16 protein-coding genes are annotated in these 23,018 nt (G+C 71.8%); 10 read left to right on the top strand and 6 right to left on the bottom strand.

Annotated elements, in window-relative coordinates:
* Positions 1–49 precede the first annotated feature (49 nt).
* The 3 genes from ACWGPE_RS09110 to ACWGPE_RS09120 form a co-directional block, all read right to left on the bottom strand.
* The gene (locus ACWGPE_RS09110; protein WP_231430055.1) at positions 50–742 is read right to left on the bottom strand and encodes a CGNR zinc finger domain-containing protein; all 693 of its coding nucleotides are present in this window, start codon (positions 740–742) and stop codon (positions 50–52) included.
* A gap of 49 nt (positions 743–791) precedes the next feature.
* Positions 792–1,289, bottom strand: a complete 498-nt coding sequence (locus ACWGPE_RS09115) for a SprT-like domain-containing protein (RefSeq protein ID WP_231430056.1) — start codon at positions 1,287–1,289, stop codon at positions 792–794.
* Between the two features lie 84 nt (positions 1,290–1,373).
* Positions 1,374–2,552, bottom strand: a complete 1,179-nt coding sequence (locus ACWGPE_RS09120; protein WP_452048544.1) for a PQQ-dependent sugar dehydrogenase — start codon at positions 2,550–2,552, stop codon at positions 1,374–1,376.
* 51 nt (positions 2,553–2,603) lie between these two features.
* Between ACWGPE_RS09120 and ACWGPE_RS09125 the strand changes: the two genes are divergently transcribed.
* The 4 genes from ACWGPE_RS09125 (at position 2,604) to ACWGPE_RS09140 (ending at position 6,587) form a co-directional block, all read left to right on the top strand.
* Positions 2,604–3,365 (top strand): LamB/YcsF family protein, encoded by a 762-nt coding sequence (locus ACWGPE_RS09125; RefSeq protein WP_452048545.1) that lies wholly within the window; start codon positions 2,604–2,606, stop codon positions 3,363–3,365.
* Positions 3,362–3,997: a 5-oxoprolinase subunit B family protein gene (locus ACWGPE_RS09130; RefSeq protein ID WP_452048546.1), complete on the top strand. Its 636-nt coding sequence runs from the start codon at positions 3,362–3,364 to the stop codon at positions 3,995–3,997. Before ACWGPE_RS09125 ends, ACWGPE_RS09130 begins: the two co-directional genes overlap by 4 nt.
* On the top strand, positions 3,997–4,860 hold the full coding sequence (locus ACWGPE_RS09135; RefSeq protein WP_452048547.1) for a 5-oxoprolinase subunit C family protein: 864 nt from the start codon (positions 3,997–3,999) through the stop codon (positions 4,858–4,860). Before ACWGPE_RS09130 ends, ACWGPE_RS09135 begins: the two co-directional genes overlap by 1 nt.
* A gap of 80 nt (positions 4,861–4,940) precedes the next feature.
* Positions 4,941–6,587 (top strand): glycoside hydrolase family 10 protein, encoded by a 1,647-nt coding sequence (locus ACWGPE_RS09140; protein WP_452048548.1) that lies wholly within the window; start codon positions 4,941–4,943, stop codon positions 6,585–6,587.
* A gap of 14 nt (positions 6,588–6,601) precedes the next feature.
* Here ACWGPE_RS09140 and ACWGPE_RS09145 read toward each other — a convergent pair whose 3' ends face one another.
* Both ACWGPE_RS09145 and ACWGPE_RS09150 read right to left on the bottom strand, forming a co-directional pair.
* A complete protein-coding gene (locus tag ACWGPE_RS09145; RefSeq protein WP_231430062.1) occupies positions 6,602–7,471 on the bottom strand; it encodes a spermidine synthase in 870 nt (289 codons plus the stop codon).
* Positions 7,472–7,517: 46 nt separating this feature from the next.
* Positions 7,518–8,285 (bottom strand): spermidine synthase, encoded by a 768-nt coding sequence (locus ACWGPE_RS09150; protein ID WP_452048549.1) that lies wholly within the window; start codon positions 8,283–8,285, stop codon positions 7,518–7,520.
* A gap of 102 nt (positions 8,286–8,387) precedes the next feature.
* On the opposite strand from ACWGPE_RS09150, the gene ACWGPE_RS09155 reads away from it, so the two are divergent.
* Entirely contained in the window at positions 8,388–8,744 is a 357-nt protein-coding gene (locus ACWGPE_RS09155; protein ID WP_231430064.1) for a group I truncated hemoglobin, read from the top strand.
* Positions 8,745–8,782: 38 nt separating this feature from the next.
* Here the strand turns inward: ACWGPE_RS09155 and ACWGPE_RS09160 are convergent, their stop codons facing one another.
* On the bottom strand, positions 8,783–11,455 hold the full coding sequence (locus tag ACWGPE_RS09160) for a LuxR C-terminal-related transcriptional regulator (RefSeq protein WP_452048550.1): 2,673 nt from the start codon (positions 11,453–11,455) through the stop codon (positions 8,783–8,785).
* Positions 11,456–11,685: 230 nt separating this feature from the next.
* On the opposite strand from ACWGPE_RS09160, the gene ACWGPE_RS09165 reads away from it, so the two are divergent.
* From ACWGPE_RS09165 to rpoC, 5 genes are all read left to right on the top strand, one after another.
* The gene (locus tag ACWGPE_RS09165; protein WP_231430066.1) at positions 11,686–12,063 is read left to right on the top strand and encodes a hypothetical protein; all 378 of its coding nucleotides are present in this window, start codon (positions 11,686–11,688) and stop codon (positions 12,061–12,063) included.
* A gap of 1 nt (position 12,064) precedes the next feature.
* The gene (locus tag ACWGPE_RS09170; protein WP_231430067.1) at positions 12,065–12,469 is read left to right on the top strand and encodes a hypothetical protein; all 405 of its coding nucleotides are present in this window, start codon (positions 12,065–12,067) and stop codon (positions 12,467–12,469) included.
* Positions 12,470–12,608: 139 nt separating this feature from the next.
* Complete coding sequence (locus ACWGPE_RS09175) at positions 12,609–15,278, top strand: Ig-like domain-containing protein (protein WP_452048551.1); 2,670 nt, start codon at positions 12,609–12,611, stop codon at positions 15,276–15,278.
* Positions 15,279–15,576: 298 nt separating this feature from the next.
* A complete protein-coding gene (rpoB, locus tag ACWGPE_RS09180) occupies positions 15,577–19,068 on the top strand; it encodes a DNA-directed RNA polymerase subunit beta (RefSeq protein WP_231430069.1) in 3,492 nt (1,163 codons plus the stop codon).
* Between the two features lie 41 nt (positions 19,069–19,109).
* Positions 19,110–23,006 (top strand): DNA-directed RNA polymerase subunit beta', encoded by a 3,897-nt coding sequence (gene rpoC, locus ACWGPE_RS09185; protein ID WP_231430070.1) that lies wholly within the window; start codon positions 19,110–19,112, stop codon positions 23,004–23,006.
* Positions 23,007–23,018: the final 12 nt, after the last annotated feature.

Genomic DNA, 23,018 nt, shown 5'->3' on the forward strand with positions numbered 1-23,018 from the left:
GGCCCGCCGGCGCGGACGCGGCGGGCGATCCGCCGGCGGGGGCGGCGCGTCAGGCCGCGCGGTCGGGCTCGACGGGCTCGGGCGCAGGCTCGGGGAGCGTGGTCTGCAGGGCGCCGCCGGTCGCCGCCGGCGTCCGGCCGCTCTTGCGGGCGCGGTGGGCGCGGACCTTCGCCCGGTTGCCGCATCGCTGCATCGAGCACCAGCGCCGGGTCGCCGCGCGCGACGTGTCGAGGTAGACGATCTCGCAGTCGTCGCCGGAGCACTCGCGGATGCGCTCGAGGTTCGCCGGCGAGAACAGGTCGACGGCGTCGCGCGCGATCGTGGACAGCGCCTGCGGCACGGTGTGCACCGAGCGGCCCGCCTGCCGCGATCCGCCGCCGAGCGTCGGCGGTACATCGGGTGTCGCCGCGTAGAGGTTCACGAGGTCGATGTCGCCCGATCGCGCCGGCTCGTGGCGGCTCGCGGCGACCGCCATCCGCGCGATCGCGTCGCGCAGCGCGACCGCGTCGAACAGGTCGCGCGAACGCGCCTGGCCGACCGCGACGGGAAAGCGCTCGCGCAGCCATTCGGTGAGATCGTCGGGGGAGTGGAAGCGCTCGACGCCGGCCGAGGCCGCCGCGCCGCCGATGGCACCCGTCGTCGCGAAGTCGAGGGCGACCGATCCCGAGTCGAACCACCAGGTGACGCCTTCTGCGGGAACGAGCCATTGCCCGATCGGGATCGACACGGTGGAGACGGGCACTCGATCAGCGTAGCGCTTGCGGATGCCTCGGATCGCGCCCCGCGGACGGTCAGCCGGCCGCCGCGCTCGCCGCCCGCCGGCGCACGGCCGTGGTGATCTCGCGATGCCGCCAGACGATGAGGTTCGCGCTGTCGAACCCGCGCCGGCACAGCCCGCAGCTCAGCGGCCGCGTGGGCTCGCGGTAACGATAGTGCTCGTGCCCGGCGGGGCACCGGCCGACCCACGGGGCGAGCTCGTGGGCGACCTCGCCGTCGTGCGTACGCCGCCCCACGAAGCCGAGGCCTGCGGCGATCGACGCCCACTTCGGGCCGTGGCCGGCCCGCGGGCCCGCGATCGCGTGGGCGACCTCGTGGAGCAGGATCTGGTGCACCTCGTCGTCGTCGTACCGGGCGGCCAGGTACCGCGACACCGAGATGCGCTTCGCGGTGTAGTTGCAGAGCCCGGCGCGCTTCTTGGCGTTGTCGAACCCGAAGCTCCAGACCTCGGGATCGAGGTGCAGCACGATGAGCGCCTCGGCCCACCGCCTGACCCGCTCGAGATCCGCCATGGGATGAGAATAGCGCCGGCCGCCGACCTTCCGGAGGGTCGGATCACCCCCGAACGGGGCCGAATCCCGCGACGGACGCCGGCCTCAGCCGCCGGGTGCGAGGTCGACCGACAGCAGCCGGTCGTCGCCCTCGCGCGGCGAGCCGCGCCCGTCGGTGTTGTTGGTGAGGAACCAGAGCGCCCCGTCGGGCGACTCCACCACCTCGCGGATACGGCCGAACTCGCCCGCGAACCACGGGGTCGTCGTGGGCTCGGCCGCGCTCGCCGGCGCCACCGTCCAGATGCGCTGCCCGCGCAGCGCCGCGAGGAAGAGCGTGTCGCCGATCACGGCGAGCGCGCTCGGGCTCGCCTCGCTCGTCGACCACTGCACCACGGGGTCGACGTAGCGCGGGTCGCCGGCGGCGCCCTCGACGACGGGCCAGCCGTAGTTCGAACCCGGCTCGATGCGGTTGAGCTCGTCCCAGGTGTTCTGGCCGAACTCGGCGGCCCACATCCCGCCCGAGGCATCCCAGGCGATGCCCTGCGGATTGCGGTGGCCGAGCGTGTAGACGAGCGTGCCGAACGGGTTGCCGGGCGCGGGGGCGCCGTCGGGCGTCATCCGAAGGATCTTGCCCGACAGCGAGTCGGGGTCCTGCGCCGCCTCGCCCACGCCCGCGTCGCCCGTGGTGGCGTAGAGCATCCCGTCGGGGCCGAAGGCGATCCGTCCGCCGTCGTGGTTGCCGGCCTTCGGGATACCGGTCAGCACCGGTTCTGCCGTGCCGAGGGCGAGGGAGCCGGCCGTGCCCGTGAGCGGCATCCTGACGATGCGGTTGTCGTCCGACGAGGTGAGGTACGCGTAGAGCTCGGTGCCGCGGTCGTCGTCGGCCGGCCGCACCGCGATGCCGAGCAGGCCCCCCTCGCCGGCGGCCGCCACGCCCGGCACGGTGCCCGCGACGCGCAGCGACCCCCCGGCGAGCACCTCGACGACGTCGCCCCGGTCGCGCTCGGAGACGAGCACTCCGCCGCCGGGCACGAGCGCGATCGACCACGGTGCGTCGAGCCCCTCGGCGACCACCCCGACGTCGCCGGCGGGCACGACCGGCACCGGCGCCGGCTCGGCCGATGGCGTCGGGGTCGTCGTGACCGACGGGCTCGGCGTCCAGCCCGTCGGGCCGGGTGCCGGTTCGTGCGTCGTGCAGGCGACGAGCGGCAGCGCGACGGCGACGATGCCGGTCGCCGCGGCGACGCGCGCGTGGCGGGTGGACTGCCGAGACCCGGTTCGCATGGTTGCGCCTCCCCGACCCCAGTCTGCCCGGCACGGCGGCAGAATGGGAGCATGCGGCCCGCGATCGACCTCAACAGCGACCTCGGCGAGTCGTTCGGCGCGTGGCGCGTCGGCGACGACGCGGCCATGTTCGGCCTCGTCTCGAGCGCGAACGTCGCCTGCGGCTTCCACGCGGGCGACCCGATCACGATGCTCGCGAGCGCCCGTCGCGCCGCCGAGCACGGGGTCGTGCTCGGCGCCCACCCCGGCTATCGCGATCTCGCCGGATTCGGACGACGAGCGCTCGACGCGAGCCCGGCCGAGGTCGCTGCCGAGCTCGTGGTGCAGCTCGGCGGGCTCGACGGCGCCGCCCGCGTCGCCGGCACCCGCGTGCGCTACGTGAAGGCGCACGGGGCGCTCTACCATCGCCTCGCCGCCGACGCCTCGGCCGCGCACGCCTTCGCCGAGGCCGTCGCCGCCTACGACCCCTCGCTCGTCGTGCTCGGCCCGCCCGCGAGCGCGCTCGAGCAGGCGGCGGATGCCTCGGGGCTCGCCTACGCGCGCGAGGCGTTCGTCGATCGCGGCTACGCCGCCGACGGCTCGCTCGCCCCGCGCGGCGAGCCGGGATCGGTCATCGACGACCCCGCCGCAGCAGCCGACCGTGCGCTCGAGCTCGCCGAGACGGGCGGGATCGCGGCCGACGACGGCAGCCGGGTCGAGCTCGCCCCCGACTCGCTGTGCCTGCACGGCGACACCCCGGGCGCCGTCGCGATCGCGCGAGCCGTGCGAGCCGTGCTCGAGTCCGCCGGGTGCCGCATCGAGGCGTTCGCGTGACCGGGCGACTGCTGCCGAGCGGCGAGGCGGCGCTGCTCGTCGAGTGCGACTCGCTCGACGAGGTGCTCGCCCTGCACGACGCCCTCGCTTCCGACCCGCGGCCCGGCCTCGTCGAGCTCGTTCCGGCCGCGCGCACGATCCTCGTGGCGGTCGACCCCGAGCGGCTGCCGCTCGAGTCGGCCGAGACCTGGGTGCGCCGGGTCCAGGGTGCGACGACGTCGGCCGGCGCCGATCGGCGCGGCCCGGTCGATGACGAGGCGATCGTGCGCGTCATGTACGACGGCGACGACCTCGACGAGACCGCCGCGCGGCTCGGCTGGTCGGCCGAGTCGCTCGTGGCGCGCCATTCTGCGGCGCGCTGGAGGGTCGCGTTCGGCGGGTTCGCGCCGGGATTCGGCTACCTCGTGAGCGACGACTGGCCGTTCGAGGTGCCGCGGCTCGACGCGCCGCGGACCCGGGTCCCGGCCGGCGCGGTCGCGCTCGCGGGGGCGTTCTCGGGCGTCTACCCGCGGGAGAGCCCGGGCGGCTGGCGCCTGATCGGTCGCACCGACGCCGACTTGTGGAATCCCGATCGCGCCGATCCCGCGCTCCTCGCACCGGGGCGTCGTGTCCGATTCGAGGCGGTGCGGTGATGCGCCGCCTGATCATCGAGGCGGTCGGACCGCTCGCCCTCGTGGAGGACCTCGGCCGCCCGGGCCTCGCCCACCTCGGGGTCGCCGGTTCCGGGGCGCTCGACCGGGGCGCCGCACGGCTCGCGAACCGGCTCGTCGGAAACCCCGACGGCGCCGCGATCCTCGAGGTCCTCGTCGGCGGGCTCCGCGCTCGGGTGGTCGGCGGTGGCACGTGGTTCGCGGTCGCGGGCGCCTGGGGGCCGATCACGCTCGACGGTCGCCCGGTGGCGCCGTACACGGCTGCGCGCGCGCCCGACGGCGCGGTGCTCGAGCTCGGCACCGCCGAGCGCGGGCTGCGCTACGCGCTTGCCGTGCGCGGCGGCATCGACGAGCCCCCGGTGCTCGGGTCGCGCTCGCGCGACACGCTGGCCGGCCTCGGTCCCGAGCCGGTGGGGCCGGGGCGCGAGCTCGTGATCGGCGACGAGCCCGAGGCATCCGTGCCGGCGCTCGACCAGGAGGCCGCGTTCGCGCCGCCCGACGAGACCGTGACCCTCGCGCTGCGCCCGGGGCCGCGCGCCGACTGGTTCACCGACGCGGCGCGCGCCGCCCTGTTCGAGACGCCGTGGCGCGTCTCCGAGCGCGCCGACCGCGTCGGCGTGCGACTCGTCGGGCGGGCGCTCGGGCGTCGCGCCGTCGGCGAGCTCGCGAGCGAGGCGACGGTGCCGGGCTCGATCCAGGTGTCGGGCGACGGGCAGCCGACGATCCTGCTCGCCGACCGTCCGGTCACGGGCGGCTATCCCGTGATCGCGATCGTCGCCGCGGCCTCGCTCGACGCGGTGGCGCAGCTGCGGCCCGGGCAGGAGTTGCGCTTCCGGCACGCGTGAACCGCTCTGGAAGAAACTCTTCACAAGATCGACTGCGTGTGGAAGTATTTTCCGAGTCAGACCGACTCGGAGGACCGAAGATGCCCCTCGCACAGCCGCACGACCACCCCGCCGATGCCGAGGCCGCCGGCCTCGGCCGCCGCGGATTCCTGACCCTCGCCGTCGCGGGCGTCGCCGCATCGGCGTTCACCGTGACCGTCGGGTCGCTCGCACCGACGCCTGCGCACGCGACCGGGGCGGGCGCCACCGCCCCCGCCGCGGAGACGGGTCCCCGCAAGCGGGAGCTCCGCGCCATGTGGATCTCATCGGTCGTGAACATCGACTGGCCGAGCCGCACCGGCCTCACGGCCGACGAGCAGCGCGCCGAGTTCCTGCACTGGCTCGACGTCGCCGAGCAGTTCCGCCTCAACGCCGTGTTCGTGCAGGTGCGCCCCACCGCCGACGCGTTCTGGCCGAGCCCGCTCGAGCCGTGGTCGCAGTACCTCACGGGCGTGCAGGGGCAGGACCCGGGCTACGACCCGCTCGCCTTCATCGTCGACGAGGCGCACGTCCGCAACCTCGAACTGCACGCCTGGTACAACCCCTACCGCGTCTCGATGCAGGCCGACCCCGCGAAGCTCGTGCCAGAGCACCCCGCCCGCGTGCACCCCGACTGGGTGTGGGCGTACGGCGGCAAGCTCTACTTCGACCCGGGACTCCCCGAGGCGCAGGAGCACATCCAGCAGGCGATCCTGCACTCGGTCGAGCACTACGACCTCGACGGCGTGCACTTCGACGACTACTTCTACCCCTATCCGGTGGCGGGGCAGACGATTCCGGATGCCGCGACCTACGCCGCGCACGGCGCCGGCTTCGACGACGTCGCCGACTGGCGCCGGCACAACGTCGACACGTTCGTGAGCTCGATCTCCGAGCGCATCAAGGCACTGAAGCCATGGGTCAAGTTCGGCATCAGCCCGTTCGGCATCTGGCGCAACCGCGCCACCGACCCGCTCGGCTCGGAGACCGGCGGCTCGCAGTCGTACGACCTGCAGTTCGCCGACACGCGCAAGTGGGTGCTCGAGGGCTGGCTCGACTACATCAACCCGCAGGTGTACTGGCAGATCGGGCTCTCCGTCGCCGACTACGCGAAGCTCGTGCCGTGGTGGGCCGACGTCGCCGCGACGAGCGGCACGCACCTCTACATCGGCGAGGCGCTCTACAAGGTGACGTCGGGGGTGTTCACCGACCCGGCCGAGCTCTCGAACCACCTGGCGTTCGACCGCGGCGTGACCGAGCAGGGCACGCCCGTGCACGGCAACGTGTACTTCTCGGCCAAGCACGTGCCCGCCGACCCGCAGGGCTCGATGTCGCGCGTGCTCGTCGACCACTACTCGCGCCCCGCGATCGTGCCAGCGATGGAGTGGCTGCCCGCGACCGCGGTCCGGGCGCCCGTGCTCGCCGACCCCGAGCGCGGCGACGGCGGCGTCTCCCTGCAGTGGTCGGACGCCGTGCCGCCCTCGCGGCGGGCGACCTCGTTCGCGATCTACCGCGTCGACGGCGCGGCCGGCGCGATCGACGTGGAGGACGCGGCCAACCTCGTCGCGACCGTGCGCGCCGGCTCAGGGGTCGTGCAGCGCTGGGTGGATGGCTCGGCCGAGGCCGATCGCCCGTACACGTACGCCGTGACCGCGCTCGACCGGGTCTGGAACGAGAGCACGCCGAGCCGCACCGCCGCGATCGGCTGACCCGGCGTCAGGCGTCAACCGCCGGGCTTCGTCAGGAAGATCGAGCGGGCCGGCGGCGGCGACGGCACCGCGGTGGCGTCGGTCACGACCGGGGCGCCCGCGATGAAGCGGCGGAGCTCGTCGCCCTCGACGAGCTTCGCCGGTGCGGGGTCGCTCGCGAGGCGTCGGGGCATCGCGTCGAACGGCAGCGGGGCGTCCGACGCGTACATGACGATGTTGCCGAACCGCCGGCCCTTGAGCATGCCGGTGTCGGCCGCGATCGCGACGTGCGGGAACACGTGCGAGAGCGTCGCCGCCTGCGAACGCGCGAAGGCGAGGCCCGCCCCGTCGGCGACGTTCACGGCGACGATGCCGCCGGGCGCGAGGCGGGGCACGACGAGCCCGTAGAACTCGGCGCTCGTGACGTGCGCGGGGGTGCGCGCGCCCGAGAAGATGTCGACGACCACGAGGTCGACGGCCCCGTCGAGCCCGCCCGGCAGCTTCGCGAGCACCTCGCGGGCATCGCCGTGACGGATACGGAGTTGCGCGCCGCGCGGCAGCGGCAGGTGCTCGCGCACGAGGTCGACGAGCTCAGACTCGAGCTCGATCACCTGCTGCCGCGAGCCCGGCCGGGTCGCGATGACGTAGCGCGGCAGGGTGAGCGCGCCGCCGCCGAGATGCACGGCGGTGATCGGCTCGCCCGCGTCGCGCACGAGGTCGACGGCGTGGCCGATGCGGCGCACGTACTCGAAGCCGAGCCACTCGGGCCGCTCGAGCTCGACGTGCGACTGCGGGGTGCCGTCGACGTAGAGCGTCCACGATCCGGGCGCCTGTCGCGACTCCTCGAGTCGGGCGACGTGCCCGCTCGCGGTGAGGCGGCGTTCGAGCGAGGGGTCGGCGGTCACGTCACCACGCTACCCGCCGTCGAGCGCGGGCGCCCGGGCGCGAGCGTCAGCAGGCGCCCCAGAGTGCGAAGTCGAGCCGGTCGCCCTCGAGCACCGCAGCCGGATGGGGGCCGAGCGCGGCGAGCCGCCCGGCGAGCCCGGGCGGGAGCCCGCGGGGCGCCGCCACGAGCACGACGTTGCCCTCTTCCGCCCCCGAGACGACGCTCGCGTCGCCCGCGACGAGCAGCTCGGTGCCCGGATCGGCACGTGCGATCGCACGGGCCTGTGCACGGAGCCGGGCGAGGCCCGCCGCGTCGGCCACGTTCACGACGAGCAGCCCGCGATCGGCGAGCAGCCCGAGGCATCCGCCCATGAACACGCCCGTCTCGACGAACGCCGGCGCGTCGAGCCGGTCGTAGAGGTCGACGATCACGAGGTCGAACGACGCCCCGCCCGGGAGTTCCACGACGACGGATGCCGCATCGTCGACCCGGACGGCGATGTCGGCGCCGGTCGGCAGCGGCAGGCGATCCTGCACGAGGCGGGCGAGCTCGCCGTCGATCTCGACGACGAGCTGCTGCGAGTCGGGACGGGTCGCCTCGACGTAGCGCGGCAGGGTCATCGCGCCGCCGCCGAGGTGCAGCACGCGCAGCGGCTCGCCCGGCAGGCCCATCGCGTCGACGACGTGGCCGATGCGGCGCACGTACTCGAAGAAGAGCCGCGTCGGATCGGCCCGGTCGACGTGCGACTGGGCGACGTCGTCGACGAGCAGCGTGAACCCGGTCGACGAGAACACGTCGGTCTCGAACTCGATGCGGCGGGGGCTCGCGGGCACGGAGGCATCGTCCCACGGATCGGGGGCGGAATGAGCAACGATTGCTCAGGCGTCCGCCCGAGGCATCCGCCATGCTGGACCCACGACCGATGAGGAGGACGGATGCACGCGATCTACGACGAGCTCGGCGGCAGCGACGGAGTGCGCACGGCGGTGGCGGTCATGTACCACCGCATCGTCGCCGATCCCGAGCTCGCGCCGTGGTTCGAGGGCGTCGACGTCGACCGGCTGCAGGCGCACCAGCGCGCGTTCCTCGCCGCGGCGTTCGGCGGTCCGCAGGTCTTCAGCGGCCGGTCGGTCGGGGAGGCCCATCACGACATGGCGATCACCGATGCCGCGTTCGACCGGGTCGTCGCCTCGCTCATGACCGCGCTCGCCGACCTCGGCGTCGCGAAGGAGGCCGTGGGCGCCGTCGGCGAGCGGCTCGAGGGCATGCGCGCCGACATCGTCACGGCGTAGGCGCCGTCCACGGCACGGTCGCGGCTGCAGGGCGCGAACTACAACTGCAGCTCGCGCCGCCCGCGGATGCCGAGCTTCGTGTACGTCGACTGCAGGTGGTTGTTCACCGTGCGCGGCGACAGGAAGAGGCGCTGCGCGATCTCGTTCGAGCTCAGCCCCTGGGCCGCGAGCGACGCGATCTCGCGCTCGCGGGGCGTGAGCGGCTCCGAGCCGTCGGTGAAGGTGAGCAGCGGCGTGCGCGCCCCCTCGCACGCGGCGGCGAGCGCCGCGGCGCGCTGCAGGTCGGCGGATGACTCGCGCCCCCGCCCGTCGGCGCGGGCCGACTGCCCCGCGGAGGCGAACGCCTCGGCCGCGAACAGCAGGCCGCCGAGGCGCTCCCACTCCTCGCCGGCGGCGCGCAGCCCGGCGGCGTCGGCCGCCGCCTCGGCCCGGGCGTGACGGGCGCGCCGTGCGATCTCGGGGGCGCCGGTCTGTCGCTCGAGTCTCGAGAGGCGGTCGGCCGCGTCCTTCGCGTGGGCGCGGGAGCCGAGGCGTGCGAGGTTGTGCAGGAAGACCGAGCTCACGTTGACGGCGCCGCGCGGCAGCACCTGCTCGACGCGGGCGAGCAGGATCTTCGCCGCGCTGTCGGTGTCGCCCTCGGTGCGTGCGAGCCACGCGTCTGCGAGCGCGGTGAGCGTGTCCTCCCGGTCGTACCCGGCCTCGAACCGGCCGCGCAGCTCGCGGGCGCGGTCGAGGTCGCCCTGCATGCAGGCGATCACGGTGAGGAAGCCGAGCGAGGGGCCGCGCAGCGACGCCGGCCCGCGCAGTTCGGCGCCGCTCAGGCTGTCGCGGAACCAGCGCGCGGCGGTGTCGAGCCGGCCCGCCGCCCAGAACTGGCGCCCCATGAGGAACTCGGCGTGCCGGGCGGTGAGCTCGTCGTCGTTGCGGATCGCGTCGTGCAGCATCTCGATCGTGACCCGGCGCGCGTCGTCGTAACGGTCGCACTCGATGAGCGCGTACGCGTACGGCACCTGCGCGCGACGCTTCGGGATGTGCGCACCCTCGGTCGAGGCGTACGCGACGGCGGCCTCGGCCTCGGCGATCGCCTCGGCCGAGCGCTGCATCTGCGAGAGCGGCATCGCGCGCCCGAGCGAGACGAGCGCGCGTTCGACGGCGCTGTCGCCGAGGTAGCCGGCGGCCTCGTCGACGAGGGCGAGCGCCTCGTTCGCGCGCAGCAGGTGCAGCACGAGGGTCGCCTTGCTGATGAGCAGCATCGGCAGCTGCTCGGGCAGGGCGCGGCCGATCTCCTCCAGCAGCCGGATGCCGCGCTCGCTGCCGAGCGGGTCGCCGCCGTAGATCTCGGCCCGCTTGGCGGCGATCGCCGCGAGGGTCGCCTCGGGGTGATCGGTCGCGCGCGCCGCGGACTCGGCGTTGGCGAGGGCGTCGAGCGCCTCGGCGCCCCGGCCGAGCGACCACAGCAGGTCGGCGTGCAGCATGTGCGCGGAGGCATCCGTCGCGCCGGCGCCGATCGCGGCCGCCGCGAGCCGCTCGGCGGTGCGATGGTCGTGGGCGCGCTGTGCGAGGTCGGCCGAGCGGATCAGCAGCTCGGGGTCGGAGGGCCGGCCGGCGTCGAGCCGCCACATCGCGATGCGCAGTTCGTCGACGACGGTCATCGGCCCCCGCTCGACGACATCGGCCTGCTCGATGAGCAGCGAGATCGCCCTGATGCGCGGCAGCGACTCGCGCACGGCGCCGGCGTACTGCGGGTGCGCGAGGGTGATGGCGATGCCGTGGCCCGACTCGTCGACGCGGATCATGCCGCGCAGCTCGAGCTCGGCGAGCGCCTCGGGCGCGCCGGGGCGCACGAACTCGTCGATGCCGAGCGGTTCGCAGAGCGCGAGCCGCTCGATCGCGTCGCGCTCCTCCGGGCCGAGGCCCCGCAGTCGCGCGCGGATGAGGTCGCGCAGCGCGGGCGTGCCGACCGGGTCGCCCTCGAGCTGCCAGTGCTCGCCCGCGCGCACGAGGGCGCCGGTCTCGACGGCGCCGATCACGAGCTCGCGCAGGAAGAGCGGGTTGCCGTGCGAGGCGCGGTGGAGCTCGACCGCGTCGCGGTGGGCGATCGGCGCGCCGAGCACCTGCGCGATCAGCTCGGTGATCTCGTCGAGGTCGAGCGCCGGCACGTCGATGCGCACCGAGTCGGCAGACGACGCGATCGGCAGCACCCCGTCGGGCACCGGTTCGCCCTCGGGGAGCGTCGCGATGAGCGAGAGCGAGCCCGCCGCGACGAGCTGGGCGATGAGTCCCACCGAGACGCTGTCGGCGGAGGAGAGGTCGTCGACCGCGATCACCGTGCGCCGTCCGCCGGCGAGGTCGGCGATGGTCGCGCTCGTCGACGTGAAGAGCGCGAGTGGGTCGCTCACCTTGGGCAGCACCGGATCGTCGATGCCCCGGGCCAGGGCCGGGGCGACGGTCGCGAACGGCACGGCCGACAGTGCCGGGTTGCCGCTCGCGGTCAGCACGAGCCACCCGGCCTCGTCGAGCAGGTCGCCGACGGCCGACTGGATGCGGCTCTTGCCGATGCCGGACGGCCCGTAGAGGAACACCGAGCGCGCCTGCCCGCCCTGCAGGGCGCCGACGGCGCGCGCGACCTGGCCGTCACGGCCGCCGAGCGGCCACGCGCCGTCGAGGTCGGGCTCGGGTCCGGCTGCCGCATCGGGATCGTTCGAGGCCATCGGCGCCTTTCGGTGATCGGGACGATTCACTGTACGGCCGGGATGCCTCGCCGCGCAGTACCCCGCACAGGGGGTGTCGCAGTCGGCCGGTGAGCAATCGCGGGATGCCCCTGAGTAATGCCGGGCGTCGCGAATGAGCAGCCACTGCCCATCCGGCGGCACGGCGCGTCGCGGGAACCTCATGGCATCACCCCGGACGATCCGGGAACACCACCCGGAAGGAAACGAGCATGAACCTCTTCAAGCAGTTCGGCGACATGGCCGAGATGGTGAAGGCCGCTCCCGGCCTCATCGACCAGGCGAACCAGCTGCAGGCGCAGTCCGAGCAGTACCGGCAGCAGATGGACATCCAGGCGGTGCAGGCGATGACCGCCGACCCGCAGCCCGGCAACCTCGACCCGATCGCGGGTGTCGACCTCGACCGCTACGCCCGCATCTCGAAGGGCATCGCGGCCTACGGCTACGACGCGACGAAGCTTCCGGCCGTCGCCGCGATGTTCGGCGTCGACGAGGCGTCGTGGGCGTCGGCGGCCGCCGGCTGGGCCGCCCGCATCCAGGCCGACCGCGGTGTCGGTCGCCGCTTCAACGAGATCTACCAGGCGGTGTGAGATGGGCTTCCTCCGCGACCTCGCGACGCTGACCCGCCAGGGCTACGAGGCGCAGCAGCGCCTGGACGTCGGCGCGAGCATGGCGCAGGCCAAGGCGCAGATGGAGCAGGCGAGCCGCATGATGGCCGCCTCGATGCCAGCCCAGGCCGAGCCGGCTCTCGAAGGGCAGCGCCTGCGCACGACGGCGACGATCCTCGACGCGCGCCAGCTGCCGATGATGATCGGCATGAACTCGCTCGTCGAGCTCGACCTGCACGTGCTCATGCCGGGCGGCGTGCCGCTGCCGGTCACCCGAACGGAGCAGCTCGCGCCGCTGCACCTCGCTCGCGCCCTGCCCGGCGCGACCCTCGACGTGAGCCTCGTGCCGGGACGCCCCGACACGGTGCGCGTCGAGTGGGGCGGCTGAGCCCGCCCCGCCGGACGACGGACGACCCGAGCCTCCGTCGCCCACCGGAGCCCCCGCCGGCACCCGAACGGCGGGGGCTCGCCCCCACCTTCCTCGAGCACGACCCACCATCACGATCACGACACGAAAGCAGACACCGATGCGATTCCGAGACCACCAGTCAGCCGACGAGGGGATGCCGCGCCGCGCGGCCGCCCGCATCGCCGGCCTTGCGATGGCCGTCGCCGTCGTCACCGCGGGCGCGCCGCTCGCCGCGAGCGCCGCGGAGGTCGTTCCGACGGAGGGCACGCTCGCCGCGTCGGCGCCCGTCGACGCCGCAACCCCCGAGGGCCCCTCCGCCGACGCGTCGACCGAGGACGCGCCCGCCGAGGACGCGCCCGCCGGGGACGCGCCCGCCGGGGAGGTGCCGGCCGAGGAGGTGCCGGCCGAGGACGTGCCGGCCGACGAGGCGCCGGCCGACGAGGCGCCGGCCGACGAGGCGCCGGCCGACGAGGCGGCCGCCGACGTCGCCGAGCAACTGCCCGTCGGCGATCCGTCGGGCGGCGAAGCGCCGCTCGACGACGCTGACGCCGAGGCATCCCAGGCGAAGCAGCCCGCGGCACCGTCGTTCGCGCCCGAGCCGCAGGGCGCGGGCGACGCGAACACGGCGCCCGTGGCGGTCGACGACCACTGGCAGATGGTGCAGGACACGACGCTCACCGTGCAGGACCCGGCCATGCAGGCGAACGACTACGACGCCGACGGCGACTGGTTCCGCATCAACGAGAACACCTTCCCCGCGAGCGGCGAACTCGTGGTCTTCAACGGCGGACCGTCGTTCAGGTACACGCCGGTGCCGGGATTCACCGGCACGGTGACCTTCGACTACCACGTTCGCGACGACCACGGCGCCGACGACCTCGACAGCAACTGGGCGACCGTCACGATCGACGTGCTGCCGACCGGAAGCGACGTCGACGCGCAGCCCGTCGCCGTCGACGACACGTACATCTACGCGCCCGAGACCCCGCTCTACATCGGCGCGCACCAGGGGCTGCTCGTGAACGACCAGCTCGACGGCCTGCCGGTCACCTCGCTCACCTTCCCGTACGGCGCGCACGTCGGCAACGGGGACGTCCAGATGCTCGGCACCGACGGCTCGTTCTACATCGACCCGGGCGACGCACCGGGTCTGACCGCCACGCTCGAGTACCGTGTGTGCACGGCCGTCGGCTGCGACGACGGGTATCTGTGGCTGTATCCGGCCGCACCCGGCTCCGAGCCGTCCGGCCCCGATGAGATTCCCGGCACGCCGACCGCGGAACCCGACGTGTTCGGCGTCGTGCAGGACACGATGCTCTCGATCAAGACCCCCGGTCTGCTGTTCAACGACACCGACCCCGAACCCGGCGACACCCTCGAGGTCGTCGTCGATGCCGACGGGCTCTCGGGCGACCTCGCCTGGGCGGCGAACGGCGGCTTCGTCTACACCCCGTTGCCCGGTTACACCGGCGTCGACACCTTCCACTATCGCGCGAAGGACTCCCACGGATACCTCAGCGCGTCGGTCGCGGTCGAACTGCAGGTCGGCGACGGCAGCGTGAACCACCGCCCGGTCGCGGTCGACGACCACTACTCGGTGGTCGCGGGGGAGTCGCTCTACCTGCCCGCACCGAGCCAGGTCGCGAACGACACCGATGCCGACGGCGACGCGCTCGAGTGGGCCGGCACGGGAGATCTCCCGGCGGGCACGTGGAAGACGTACAGCGACGGCTGGTCGACATACACCCCGCCGGCCGGGTTCGTCGGCACCGACCGGCTCACGTACTCGGTGCGCGACGAGCACGGGCTCGTCAGCTGGAACGAGGCCGAGATCACGATCGACGTGGTCGAGTCCGACGGCTCGACCAACACGCCGCCCGTGCCGACGGCGGATCGCTACTTCGTGCAGTCGGGCGAGTCGATCACCGTTCCGGCAGCCGGCGGCGTGCTCGCGAACGACACCGACGCCGACGGCGACCCGCTCGCGGTGCTCGTCGCGTACCCCGCGCTCGGTCACGGCGAGGTCGAGATGGCCGAGGACGGCTCCTTCACCTTCACGGCCGACGCCGGGTTCACCGGCACGGCCTGGCTCGAGTTCTCGATCACCGACGGCCGCAGCAAGGTGAACTCGCCGTCCGCCGAGGTCGTCATCTTCGCCGAGGGCGAGGAGCCGGTGATGGGCGCCGACGACGCCTACACGACGACGAGGGGCGCGGCACTCGAGGTCGCCGCACCCGGTCTGCTCGCGAACGACCACGCCCCCGCGGGGGTCGAGAAGTCCGTCGCCTACCTGCTCACCGAGCCGGCGCACGGGTCGATCGACTGGAACGCGGACGGTTCGTTCGTCTACTCGCCGGAGCCGGACTTCACCGGCAGCGACACCTTCCGCTACGTGCTGTTCGCGGACGGCGAGTACAACTACCCGACGGTGAGGATCGAGGTGTTCGATGCCTCGTCGGGCGAAGAGGACCCGACCGAGCCGGGCACCCCGGCCGAGCCCGCCGATCCGGGTGCACCCGACGACGGCGCGGCCGGCGGCACGCCCGACGGCGATGACCCGGCCGGCCCGGCCGAACCGGGAGGCGCCGGCGAGCCGGCCGCCACTCCGCCCCGCCCCGAGGATGCCGCACCGGTCGCGGCACCCGCCGCCGACGACGCCGACGTCTCGGCCCTCGCCGAGACCGGGGCCGACGCGCGGGGCGCGGCCGAGGCATCCGCCCTCGCCGTGATGCTGGGACTCGTGGCGCTCGTCGCCGCACGCCTGCGCCGGCGCGACGGCATCCGCTGAAACCGGGCGCGAGGGGCCGATTCTCGCGGGAATCGGCCCCTCGCGGCATCCTCGAATCGGGGCCGACGCGCGGTTATACCGGACATCCGCGAACAAATCAAGAATCTCGCTGGACTTGGCGCGTCGAATCGCATATAGTTGACGTTTGCGCTCCCAGACCCACCATGCCTTCATATTGCGGTCGGCTTCCGGGCGAGTCGAGACCTTCCGGTCCCGGTCACTCGCTCGTGTCTGAGGGGTACTGAACTCTCCGCTACCGACAGTGAACCGGCCCGACGGGGCCATGGAGGTTATTCACTTGGCTGCTGCGCGCAACGCGACCACGCCCACTCCCAAGAACGGACGCGGTGCAAGCCGTCTCTCGTTCGCCAAGGTCACCGACACCCTCACGGTACCCGACCTGCTCGCACTCCAGACCGAGAGCTTCGACTGGCTCGTCGGCAACGACGCGTGGAAGGCACGCGTCGCCGAGGCGAAGTCGGCGGGCCGGCAGGACCTGCCCGAGACCACGGGCCTCGAGGAGATCTTCGAGGAGATCTCGCCCATCGAGGACCTCGGCGAGACCATGCAGCTCTCGTTCACGAACCCCGAGCTCGAGCCGCCGAAGTACACGATCGACGAGTGCAAGGAGAAGTCGAAGACCTACTCCGCTCCGCTCTACGTGAACGCGGAGTTCATGAACCACCTCACGGGTGAGATCAAGACCCAGACGGTCTTCATGGGCGACTTCCCGCTCATGACCCCCAAGGGCACGTTCGTCATCAACGGCACCGAGCGCGTCGTCGTCTCGCAGCTCGTCCGTTCGCCCGGCGTCTACTTCGAGCGCACCCCCGAGAAGACCTCGGACAAGGACATCTACTCGGCCCGCGTCATCCCGAGCCGCGGTGCGTGGCTCGAGTTCGAGATCGACAAGCGCGACCAGGTCGGCGTCCGCATCGACCGCAAGCGCAAGCAGTCGGTCACCGTCTTCCTGAAGGCCCTCGGCCTCACGAGCGAGGAGATCCTCGAGGAGTTCGCCGGCTACGAGTCGATCGCGCTCACCCTCGAGAAGGACAACATCCTCACGAAGGAAGAGGCGCTCAAGGACATCTACCGCAAGCTCCGTCCGGGCGAGCAGGTCGCCGCCGAGGCCGCGCGCGCGCTCCTCGACAACTTCTACTTCAACCCGAAGCGCTACGACCTCGCGAAGGTCGGCCGGTACAAGATCAACAACAAGCTCGGTCTCGAGGCCCCCCTCACCGACTCGGTGCTCACGGTGCAGGACATCGTGGCCACGATCAAGTACCTCGTCGCCCTGCACGACGAGCGCGACACGCTGCCCGGCCGCCGCGGCGGCAAGGCGGTCGAGCTGCGCCTCGACGTCGACGACATCGACAACTTCGGCAACCGTCGCATCCGCGCGGTCGGCGAGCTCATCCAGAACCAGGTGCGCACCGGCCTCAGCCGCATGGAGCGCGTCGTCCGCGAGCGCATGACGACGCAGGACATCGAGGCGATCACCCCGCAGACCCTGATCAACGTGCGACCCGTCGTCGCCGCGATCAAGGAGTTCTTCGGCACCTCGCAGCTGTCGCAGTTCATGGACCAGAACAACCCGCTCGCGGGCCTGACCCACAAGCGCCGCCTCTCGGCGCTCGGCCCCGGCGGTCTCTCGCGCGACCGCGCGGGCGTCGAGGTCCGTGACGTCCACCCGTCGCACTACGGCCGCATGTGCCCGATCGAGACCCCTGAAGGCCCGAACATCGGCCTCATCGGCTCGCTCGCGTCGTTCGCCCGCATCAACTCGTTCGGCTTCATCGAGACCCCGTACCGCAAGGTCGAGGCCGGCAAGGTCACCGACAAGATCGACTACCTCACGGCGATGGAGGAAGAGGACTACATCGTCGCCCAGGCCAACGCGCCGCTGAAGGCCGACGGCCACTTCGTGGAGGAGCGCGTGCTCGCCCGCAAGAAGGGCGGCGAGGTCGACCTGTTCCCGGCCGACGAGATCGGCTACATGGATGTCTCGCCGCGCCAGATGGTGTCGGTCGGCACGTCGCTCATCCCGTTCCTCGAGCACGACGACGCGAACCGCGCCCTCATGGGTGCGAACATGCAGCGCCAGGCCGTGCCGCTGCTCCGCAGCGACTCGCCGTTCGTGGGCACCGGTATGGAGGGCTACGCCGCGATCGACGCCGGCGACGTCATCACCGCCGACAAGGCCGGTGTGGTCGCCGAGGTCTCGGCCGACTCGGTCACCGTGCAGCTCGACGAGGGCGGCACGCAGACCTACTTCCTGCGCAAGTTCGACCGCTCGAACCAGGGCACCTCGTACAACAACCGCGTGATCGTCAACGCCGGTGAGCGCGTCGAGGCCGGCGAGGTCATCGCCGACGGCCCCGCCACCGACAACGGCGAGCTCGCGCTCGGCAAGAACCTGCTCGTCGCGTTCATGCCGTGGGAGGGCCACAACTTCGAGGACGCGATCATCCTCAGCCAGAACCTCGTGAAGGACGACGTGCTCTCGTCGATCCACATCGAGGAGTACGAGGTCGACGCGCGCGACACGAAGCTCGGCAAGGAGGAGATCACCCGTGACCTCCCCAACGTGAGCCCCGACCTGCTCGCCGACCTCGACGAGCGCGGCATCATCCGCATCGGCGCCGAGGTCCGCCCCGGCGACATCCTCGTCGGCAAGGTCACGCCGAAGGGCGAGACCGAGCTGTCGGCCGAAGAGCGTCTGCTCCGCGCGATCTTCAACGAGAAGAGCCGCGAGGTCCGCGACACCTCCCTCAAGGTGCCCCACGGCGAGCAGGGCACGATCATCGCCGTCAAGGTGTTCGACGCGCAGGACGGCGACGACGAGCTCGGCTCGGGCGTCAACCAGCGCGTGGTCGTCTACATCGCCCAGAAGCGCAAGATCACCGAGGGCGACAAGCTCGCCGGCCGCCACGGCAACAAGGGCGTCATCTCGAAGATCCTGCCGGTCGAGGACATGCCGTTCCTCGCCGACGGCACTCCGGTCGACGTCATCCTGAACCCGCTCGGCATCCCGGGTCGAATGAACTTCGGCCAGGTGCTCGAGACCCACCTCGGCTGGGTCGCGAAGCAGGGCTGGAAGGTCGAGGGCAAGCCGGCGTGGGCCAAGCGCCTGCCCGAGGCCGCCCACGAGGCCGCGCCCGGCACCAAGGTCGCGACCCCGGTGTTCGACGGCGCCTTCGAGGAGGAGATCGCGGGTCTGCTCGACTCGACGCTCCCCAACCGCGACGGCGAGCGGCTCATCGACTCGAGCGGCAAGACGCAGCTCTTCGACGGCCGCTCGGGCGAGCCGTTCCCGTACCCCGTGTCGGTCGGCTACATGTACATCCTGAAGCTGCACCACCTGGTCGACGACAAGATCCACGCGCGTTCGACGGGCCCGTACTCGATGATCACCCAGCAGCCGCTCGGTGGTAAGGCGCAGTTCGGTGGCCAGCGATTCGGTGAGATGGAGGTCTGGGCGCTCCAGGCCTACGGCGCCGCGTACGCGCTGCAGGAGCTCCTCACGATCAAGTCCGACGACATCCTCGGCCGCGTCAAGGTCTACGAGGCGATCGTCAAGGGCGAGAACATCCAGGAGCCCGGCATCCCCGAGTCGTTCAAGGTGCTCATGAAGGAGATGCAGTCGCTCTGCCTGAACGTCGAGGTCCTCTCGGCCGACGGCACCGCGGTCTCGCTCCGCGACACCGATGACGAGGCCTTCCGCGCTGCGGAGGAGCTCGGCATCAACATCTCCGCGCGCTTCGAGTCGTCGAACATCGACGAGATCTGAACCGCCAGGTACGAAACGACTTCAGGAATCTAGGAGAGAAATTGCTCGACGCAACGACGTTCGATGAGCTTCGTATCGGCCTGGCCACCGCAGAGGACATCCGCAAGTGGTCCTACGGCGAGGTCAAGAAGCCCGAGACCATCAACTACCGCACGCTGAAGCCCGAGAAGGACGGGCTCTTCGGCGAGCAGATCTTCGGACCCAGCCGTGACTGGGAGTGCGCCTGCGGCAAGTACAAGCGCGTGCGCTTCAAGGGCATCGTCTGCGAGCGATGCGGCGTGGAGGTCACCAAGTCCTCCGTCCGCCGTGAGCGGATGGGCCACATCGAGCTCGCCGCCCCGGTGACGCACATCTGGTACTTCAAGGGCGTGCCCTCGCGCCTCGGGTACCTGCTCGACATGGCGCCGAAGGACCTCGAGAAGGTCATCTACTTCGCCGCCTACATGGTGATCGACGTCGACGACGAGGGTCGTCACGCCGACATGCCCGGCCTCGAGAACGAGCTCCGGCTCGAGATCAAGACCATCGGCGACCAGCGCGACGCGCGCATCGCGACGCTCATGGCCCGCAAGGAGGAGGAGCTCGCGGCACTCGAGGCCGAGGGCGCCAAGAGCGACCAGCGCAAGCGCGCCGAGGCCGCCGCCGACAAGGAGATGGCCCAGGTCCGCAAGTCGGGCGACGAGCAGATCGCGCACCTCGAGCGCGTGTGGGAGGCCTTCCGCACCCTCAAGGTCGGCGACCTCAAGCCCGAGGACTCGGACTTCCACGAGCTCCAGGACCGCTTCGGCATGTACTTCGACGCCTACATGGGCGCCGAGGCCATCAAGAAGCGCCTCGAGAGCTTCGACCTGGCCGCCGAGGCGGAAGACCTGCACCTGCAGATCGCCGAGGGCAAGGGCCAGAAGAAGATCCGCGCCATCAAGCGCCTGCGCGTCGTCAACTCGTTCCTCGCGACGAGCACCTCGCCCGCGGCGATGGTGCTCGACGTCGTGCCGGTGATCCCGCCGGAGCTGCGTCCGATGGTCCAGCTCGACGGCGGCCGCTTCGCGACCAGCGACCTCAACGACCTCTACCGTCGTGTGATCAACCGCAACAACCGTCTGCGCCGCCTCCTCGACCTCGGTGCCCCCGAGATCATCGTGAACAACGAGAAGCGCATGCTCCAGGAGGCCGTCGACGCGCTGTTCGACAACGGCCGCCGCGGTCGCCCCGTCACGGGTACCGGCAACCGCGCCCTCAAGTCCCTGAGTGACATGCTCAAGGGCAAGCAGGGTCGCTTCCGCCAGAACCTGCTCGGCAAGCGCGTCGACTACTCGGGCCGTTCGGTCATCGTCGTCGGCCCGCAGCTGAAGCTGCACCAGTGCGGTCTGCCCAAGCAGATGGCGCTCGAGCTCTTCAAGCCGTTCGTGATCAAGCGCCTCATCGACCTGAGCCACGCCCAGAACATCAAGGCGGCCAAGCGCATGGTCGAGCGCTCGAACCCGCACGTGTGGGACGTCCTCGAAGAGATCATCCGCGAGCGCCCCGTGCTGCTGAACCGTGCGCCCACGCTGCACCGTCTCGGCATCCAGGCGTTCGAGCCGCAGCTCGTCGAGGGCAAGGCCATCCAGCTCCACCCGCTCGTCTGCGCCGCCTTCAACGCGGACTTCGACGGCGACCAGATGGCCGTGCACCTGCCGCTGTCGGTCGAGGCCCAGGCCGAGGCCCGCATCCTGATGCTCGCCTCGAACAACATCCTGAAGCCGTCGGACGGCCGTCCGGTGACCCTGCCCTCGCAGGACATGATCATCGGCCTGCACCACCTGACGACCGAGAAGCCCGGCGGCGCCGGCGAGGGCCGCGCGTTCTCGTCGATCGCCGAGGCCATCCTCGCGTTCGACCAGAACCGTCCGGGCCAGCACGAGCTCGACCTCGGCGCGAAGGTGAAGATCCGTCTCGACGGCCTCCACTTCGCCGAGGGCGACGAGCCCGAGGGCTTCGTGTCGGGCAAGCCGTTCCTCATGGAGACGACCCTCGGTCGCGCCCTCTTCAACGAGGCGCTCCCCGTGGACTACCCGTACTTCAACCGCCAGGCCGGCAAGGGCCAGATCTCGGAGATCGTCAACGACCTCGCCGAGCGCTACCCCAAGACCGAGGTGGCCGCGACCCTCGACCGCATCAAGGACGCCGGCTTCCGCTGGGCGACCCGTTCGGGCGTCACCGTCGCGCTCTCCGACATCATCACGCCCCCCTCGAAGGGCGAGATCGTCGCGAAGTACGAGAAGCAGGCGGCCAAGGTGCAGTCGCAGTTCGAGAAGGGTCTCACGACCGACCTCGAGCGTCGTCAGGAGCTCATCCAGATCTGGACGAAGGCCACCGACGAGGTCGCCAAGGCCATGCAGGAGAACTTCCCGACCGACAACACCATCAACCGCATGGTCACGTCGGGCGCTCGTGGTAACTGGCTGCAGGTGCGCAACATCGCCGGCATGCGAGGCCTCGTGAACAACCCGAAGGGTGAGATCATCCCTCGCCCGATCATCTCGAGCTACCGCGAGGGCCTCTCGGTGGCCGAGTACTTCATCGCGACGCACGGTGCCCGCAAGGGTCTGGCCGACACGGCCCTCCGTACGGCCGACTCGGGTTACCTCACGCGTCGACTCGTGGACGTCTCGCAGGATGTCATCATCCGCGAGGACGACTGCGGCACGACCAAGGGCCTCGAGCTGCCCATCGCGACGGTGGATGCCTCGGGCGAGCTCGTCCGCGACCCCAACGTCGAGAACTCGGTGTTCGCGCGGTCGCTCGCGGCCGACGCCGTGAACGCCAAGGGCGAGGTCGTGGCCGAGGCCGGCAGCGATGTCGGCGACGTGCTCATCAACGAGCTCATCGCCGCGGGCGTCGAGTCGATCCGGGTCCGCTCGGTGCTCACCTGCGAGTCCGGCGTCGGCGTCTGCGCGAGGTGCTACGGCCGTTCGCTCGCGACCGGCAAGCTCGTCGACATCGGCGAGGCCGTCGGCATCATCGCGGCCCAGTCGATCGGTGAGCCCGGCACGCAGCTCACGATGCGTACCTTCCACACCGGTGGTTCGGCTTCGGCCGACGACATCACGCAGGGTCTTCCCCGCGTGCAGGAGCTCTTCGAGGCCCGCACCCCCAAGGGTGCGTCGCCCATCGTCGAGGCCCCGGGTCGCATCACGATCGACGAGACCGACAAGCAGCGCAAGGTCATCCTCACGCCCGACAACGGCGACGAGCCGATCACGTACAACGTGCTCAAGCGTTCGACGCTGCTCGTGGAAGACGGCCAGCACGTCGAGCTCGGCCAGCAGCTCATCGTCGGCACCGTCGACCCGAAGGAGGTCCTCCGGGTCAAGGGCGTCCGAGAGGTGCAGAAGCACCTCGTCAACGGCGTGCAGGACGTGTACCGCTCGCAGGGCGTGCCGATCCACGACAAGCACATCGAGGTCATCGTGCGCCAGATGCTGCGCAAGGTCACCGTCGTCGACCACGGCGACACCGACCTGCTGCCCGGTGAGCTCGTCGACCGCATGAAGTACAACGAGATCAACCGCGCGTCGCTGACCGAGGGCAAGAAGACGGCGTCGGCCCGTCAGGAGGTCATGGGTATCACCAAGGCCTCGCTGGCGACCGAGTCGTGGCTGTCGGCCGCGTCCTTCCAGGAGACGACCCGCGTGCTCACGCAGGCCGCCATGGAGGGCAAGAGCGACCCGCTGGTCGGCCTCAAGGAGAACGTGATCATCGGAAAGCTGATCCCGGCGGGTACTGGCCTCGGCAAGTACCGGAACGTCGCGGTCGAGGCCACCGAGGAGGCGAAGGCGGAGCGCTACCCGAACCGCATCTTCACCGACGACGCGGCCTTCAGCGAGGGCGACCTCAGCTTCGTCGACTTCGACGCGTTCTCGAGCGACGACTTCACGCCCGGCAACTACAGCTGAAGCACCCGGTGA

It is taken from the genome of Agromyces sp. NPDC055658 (genome assembly GCF_053618155.1).

Excerpts from the sequence above, each read along its gene's own strand:
- ACWGPE_RS09140 (WP_452048548.1), top strand. The coding sequence starts at position 4,941 with ATGCCCCTCGCACAGCCGCACGACCACCCCGCCGATGCCGAGGCCGCC.
- ACWGPE_RS09165 (WP_231430066.1), top strand. The coding sequence starts at position 11,686 with ATGAACCTCTTCAAGCAGTTCGGCGACATGGCCGAGATGGTGAAGGCC.
- ACWGPE_RS09160 (WP_452048550.1), bottom strand. The coding sequence starts at position 11,455 with ATGGCCTCGAACGATCCCGATGCGGCAGCCGGACCCGAGCCCGACCTC.
- ACWGPE_RS09115 (WP_231430056.1), bottom strand. The coding sequence starts at position 1,289 with ATGGCGGATCTCGAGCGGGTCAGGCGGTGGGCCGAGGCGCTCATCGTG.
- ACWGPE_RS09175 (WP_452048551.1), top strand. The coding sequence starts at position 12,609 with ATGCGATTCCGAGACCACCAGTCAGCCGACGAGGGGATGCCGCGCCGC.
- ACWGPE_RS09120 (WP_452048544.1), bottom strand. The coding sequence starts at position 2,552 with ATGCGAACCGGGTCTCGGCAGTCCACCCGCCACGCGCGCGTCGCCGCG.
- ACWGPE_RS09155 (WP_231430064.1), top strand. The coding sequence starts at position 8,388 with ATGCACGCGATCTACGACGAGCTCGGCGGCAGCGACGGAGTGCGCACG.
- ACWGPE_RS09135 (WP_452048547.1), top strand. The coding sequence starts at position 3,997 with ATGCGCCGCCTGATCATCGAGGCGGTCGGACCGCTCGCCCTCGTGGAG.
- ACWGPE_RS09125 (WP_452048545.1), top strand. The coding sequence starts at position 2,604 with ATGCGGCCCGCGATCGACCTCAACAGCGACCTCGGCGAGTCGTTCGGC.
- ACWGPE_RS09170 (WP_231430067.1), top strand. The coding sequence starts at position 12,065 with ATGGGCTTCCTCCGCGACCTCGCGACGCTGACCCGCCAGGGCTACGAG.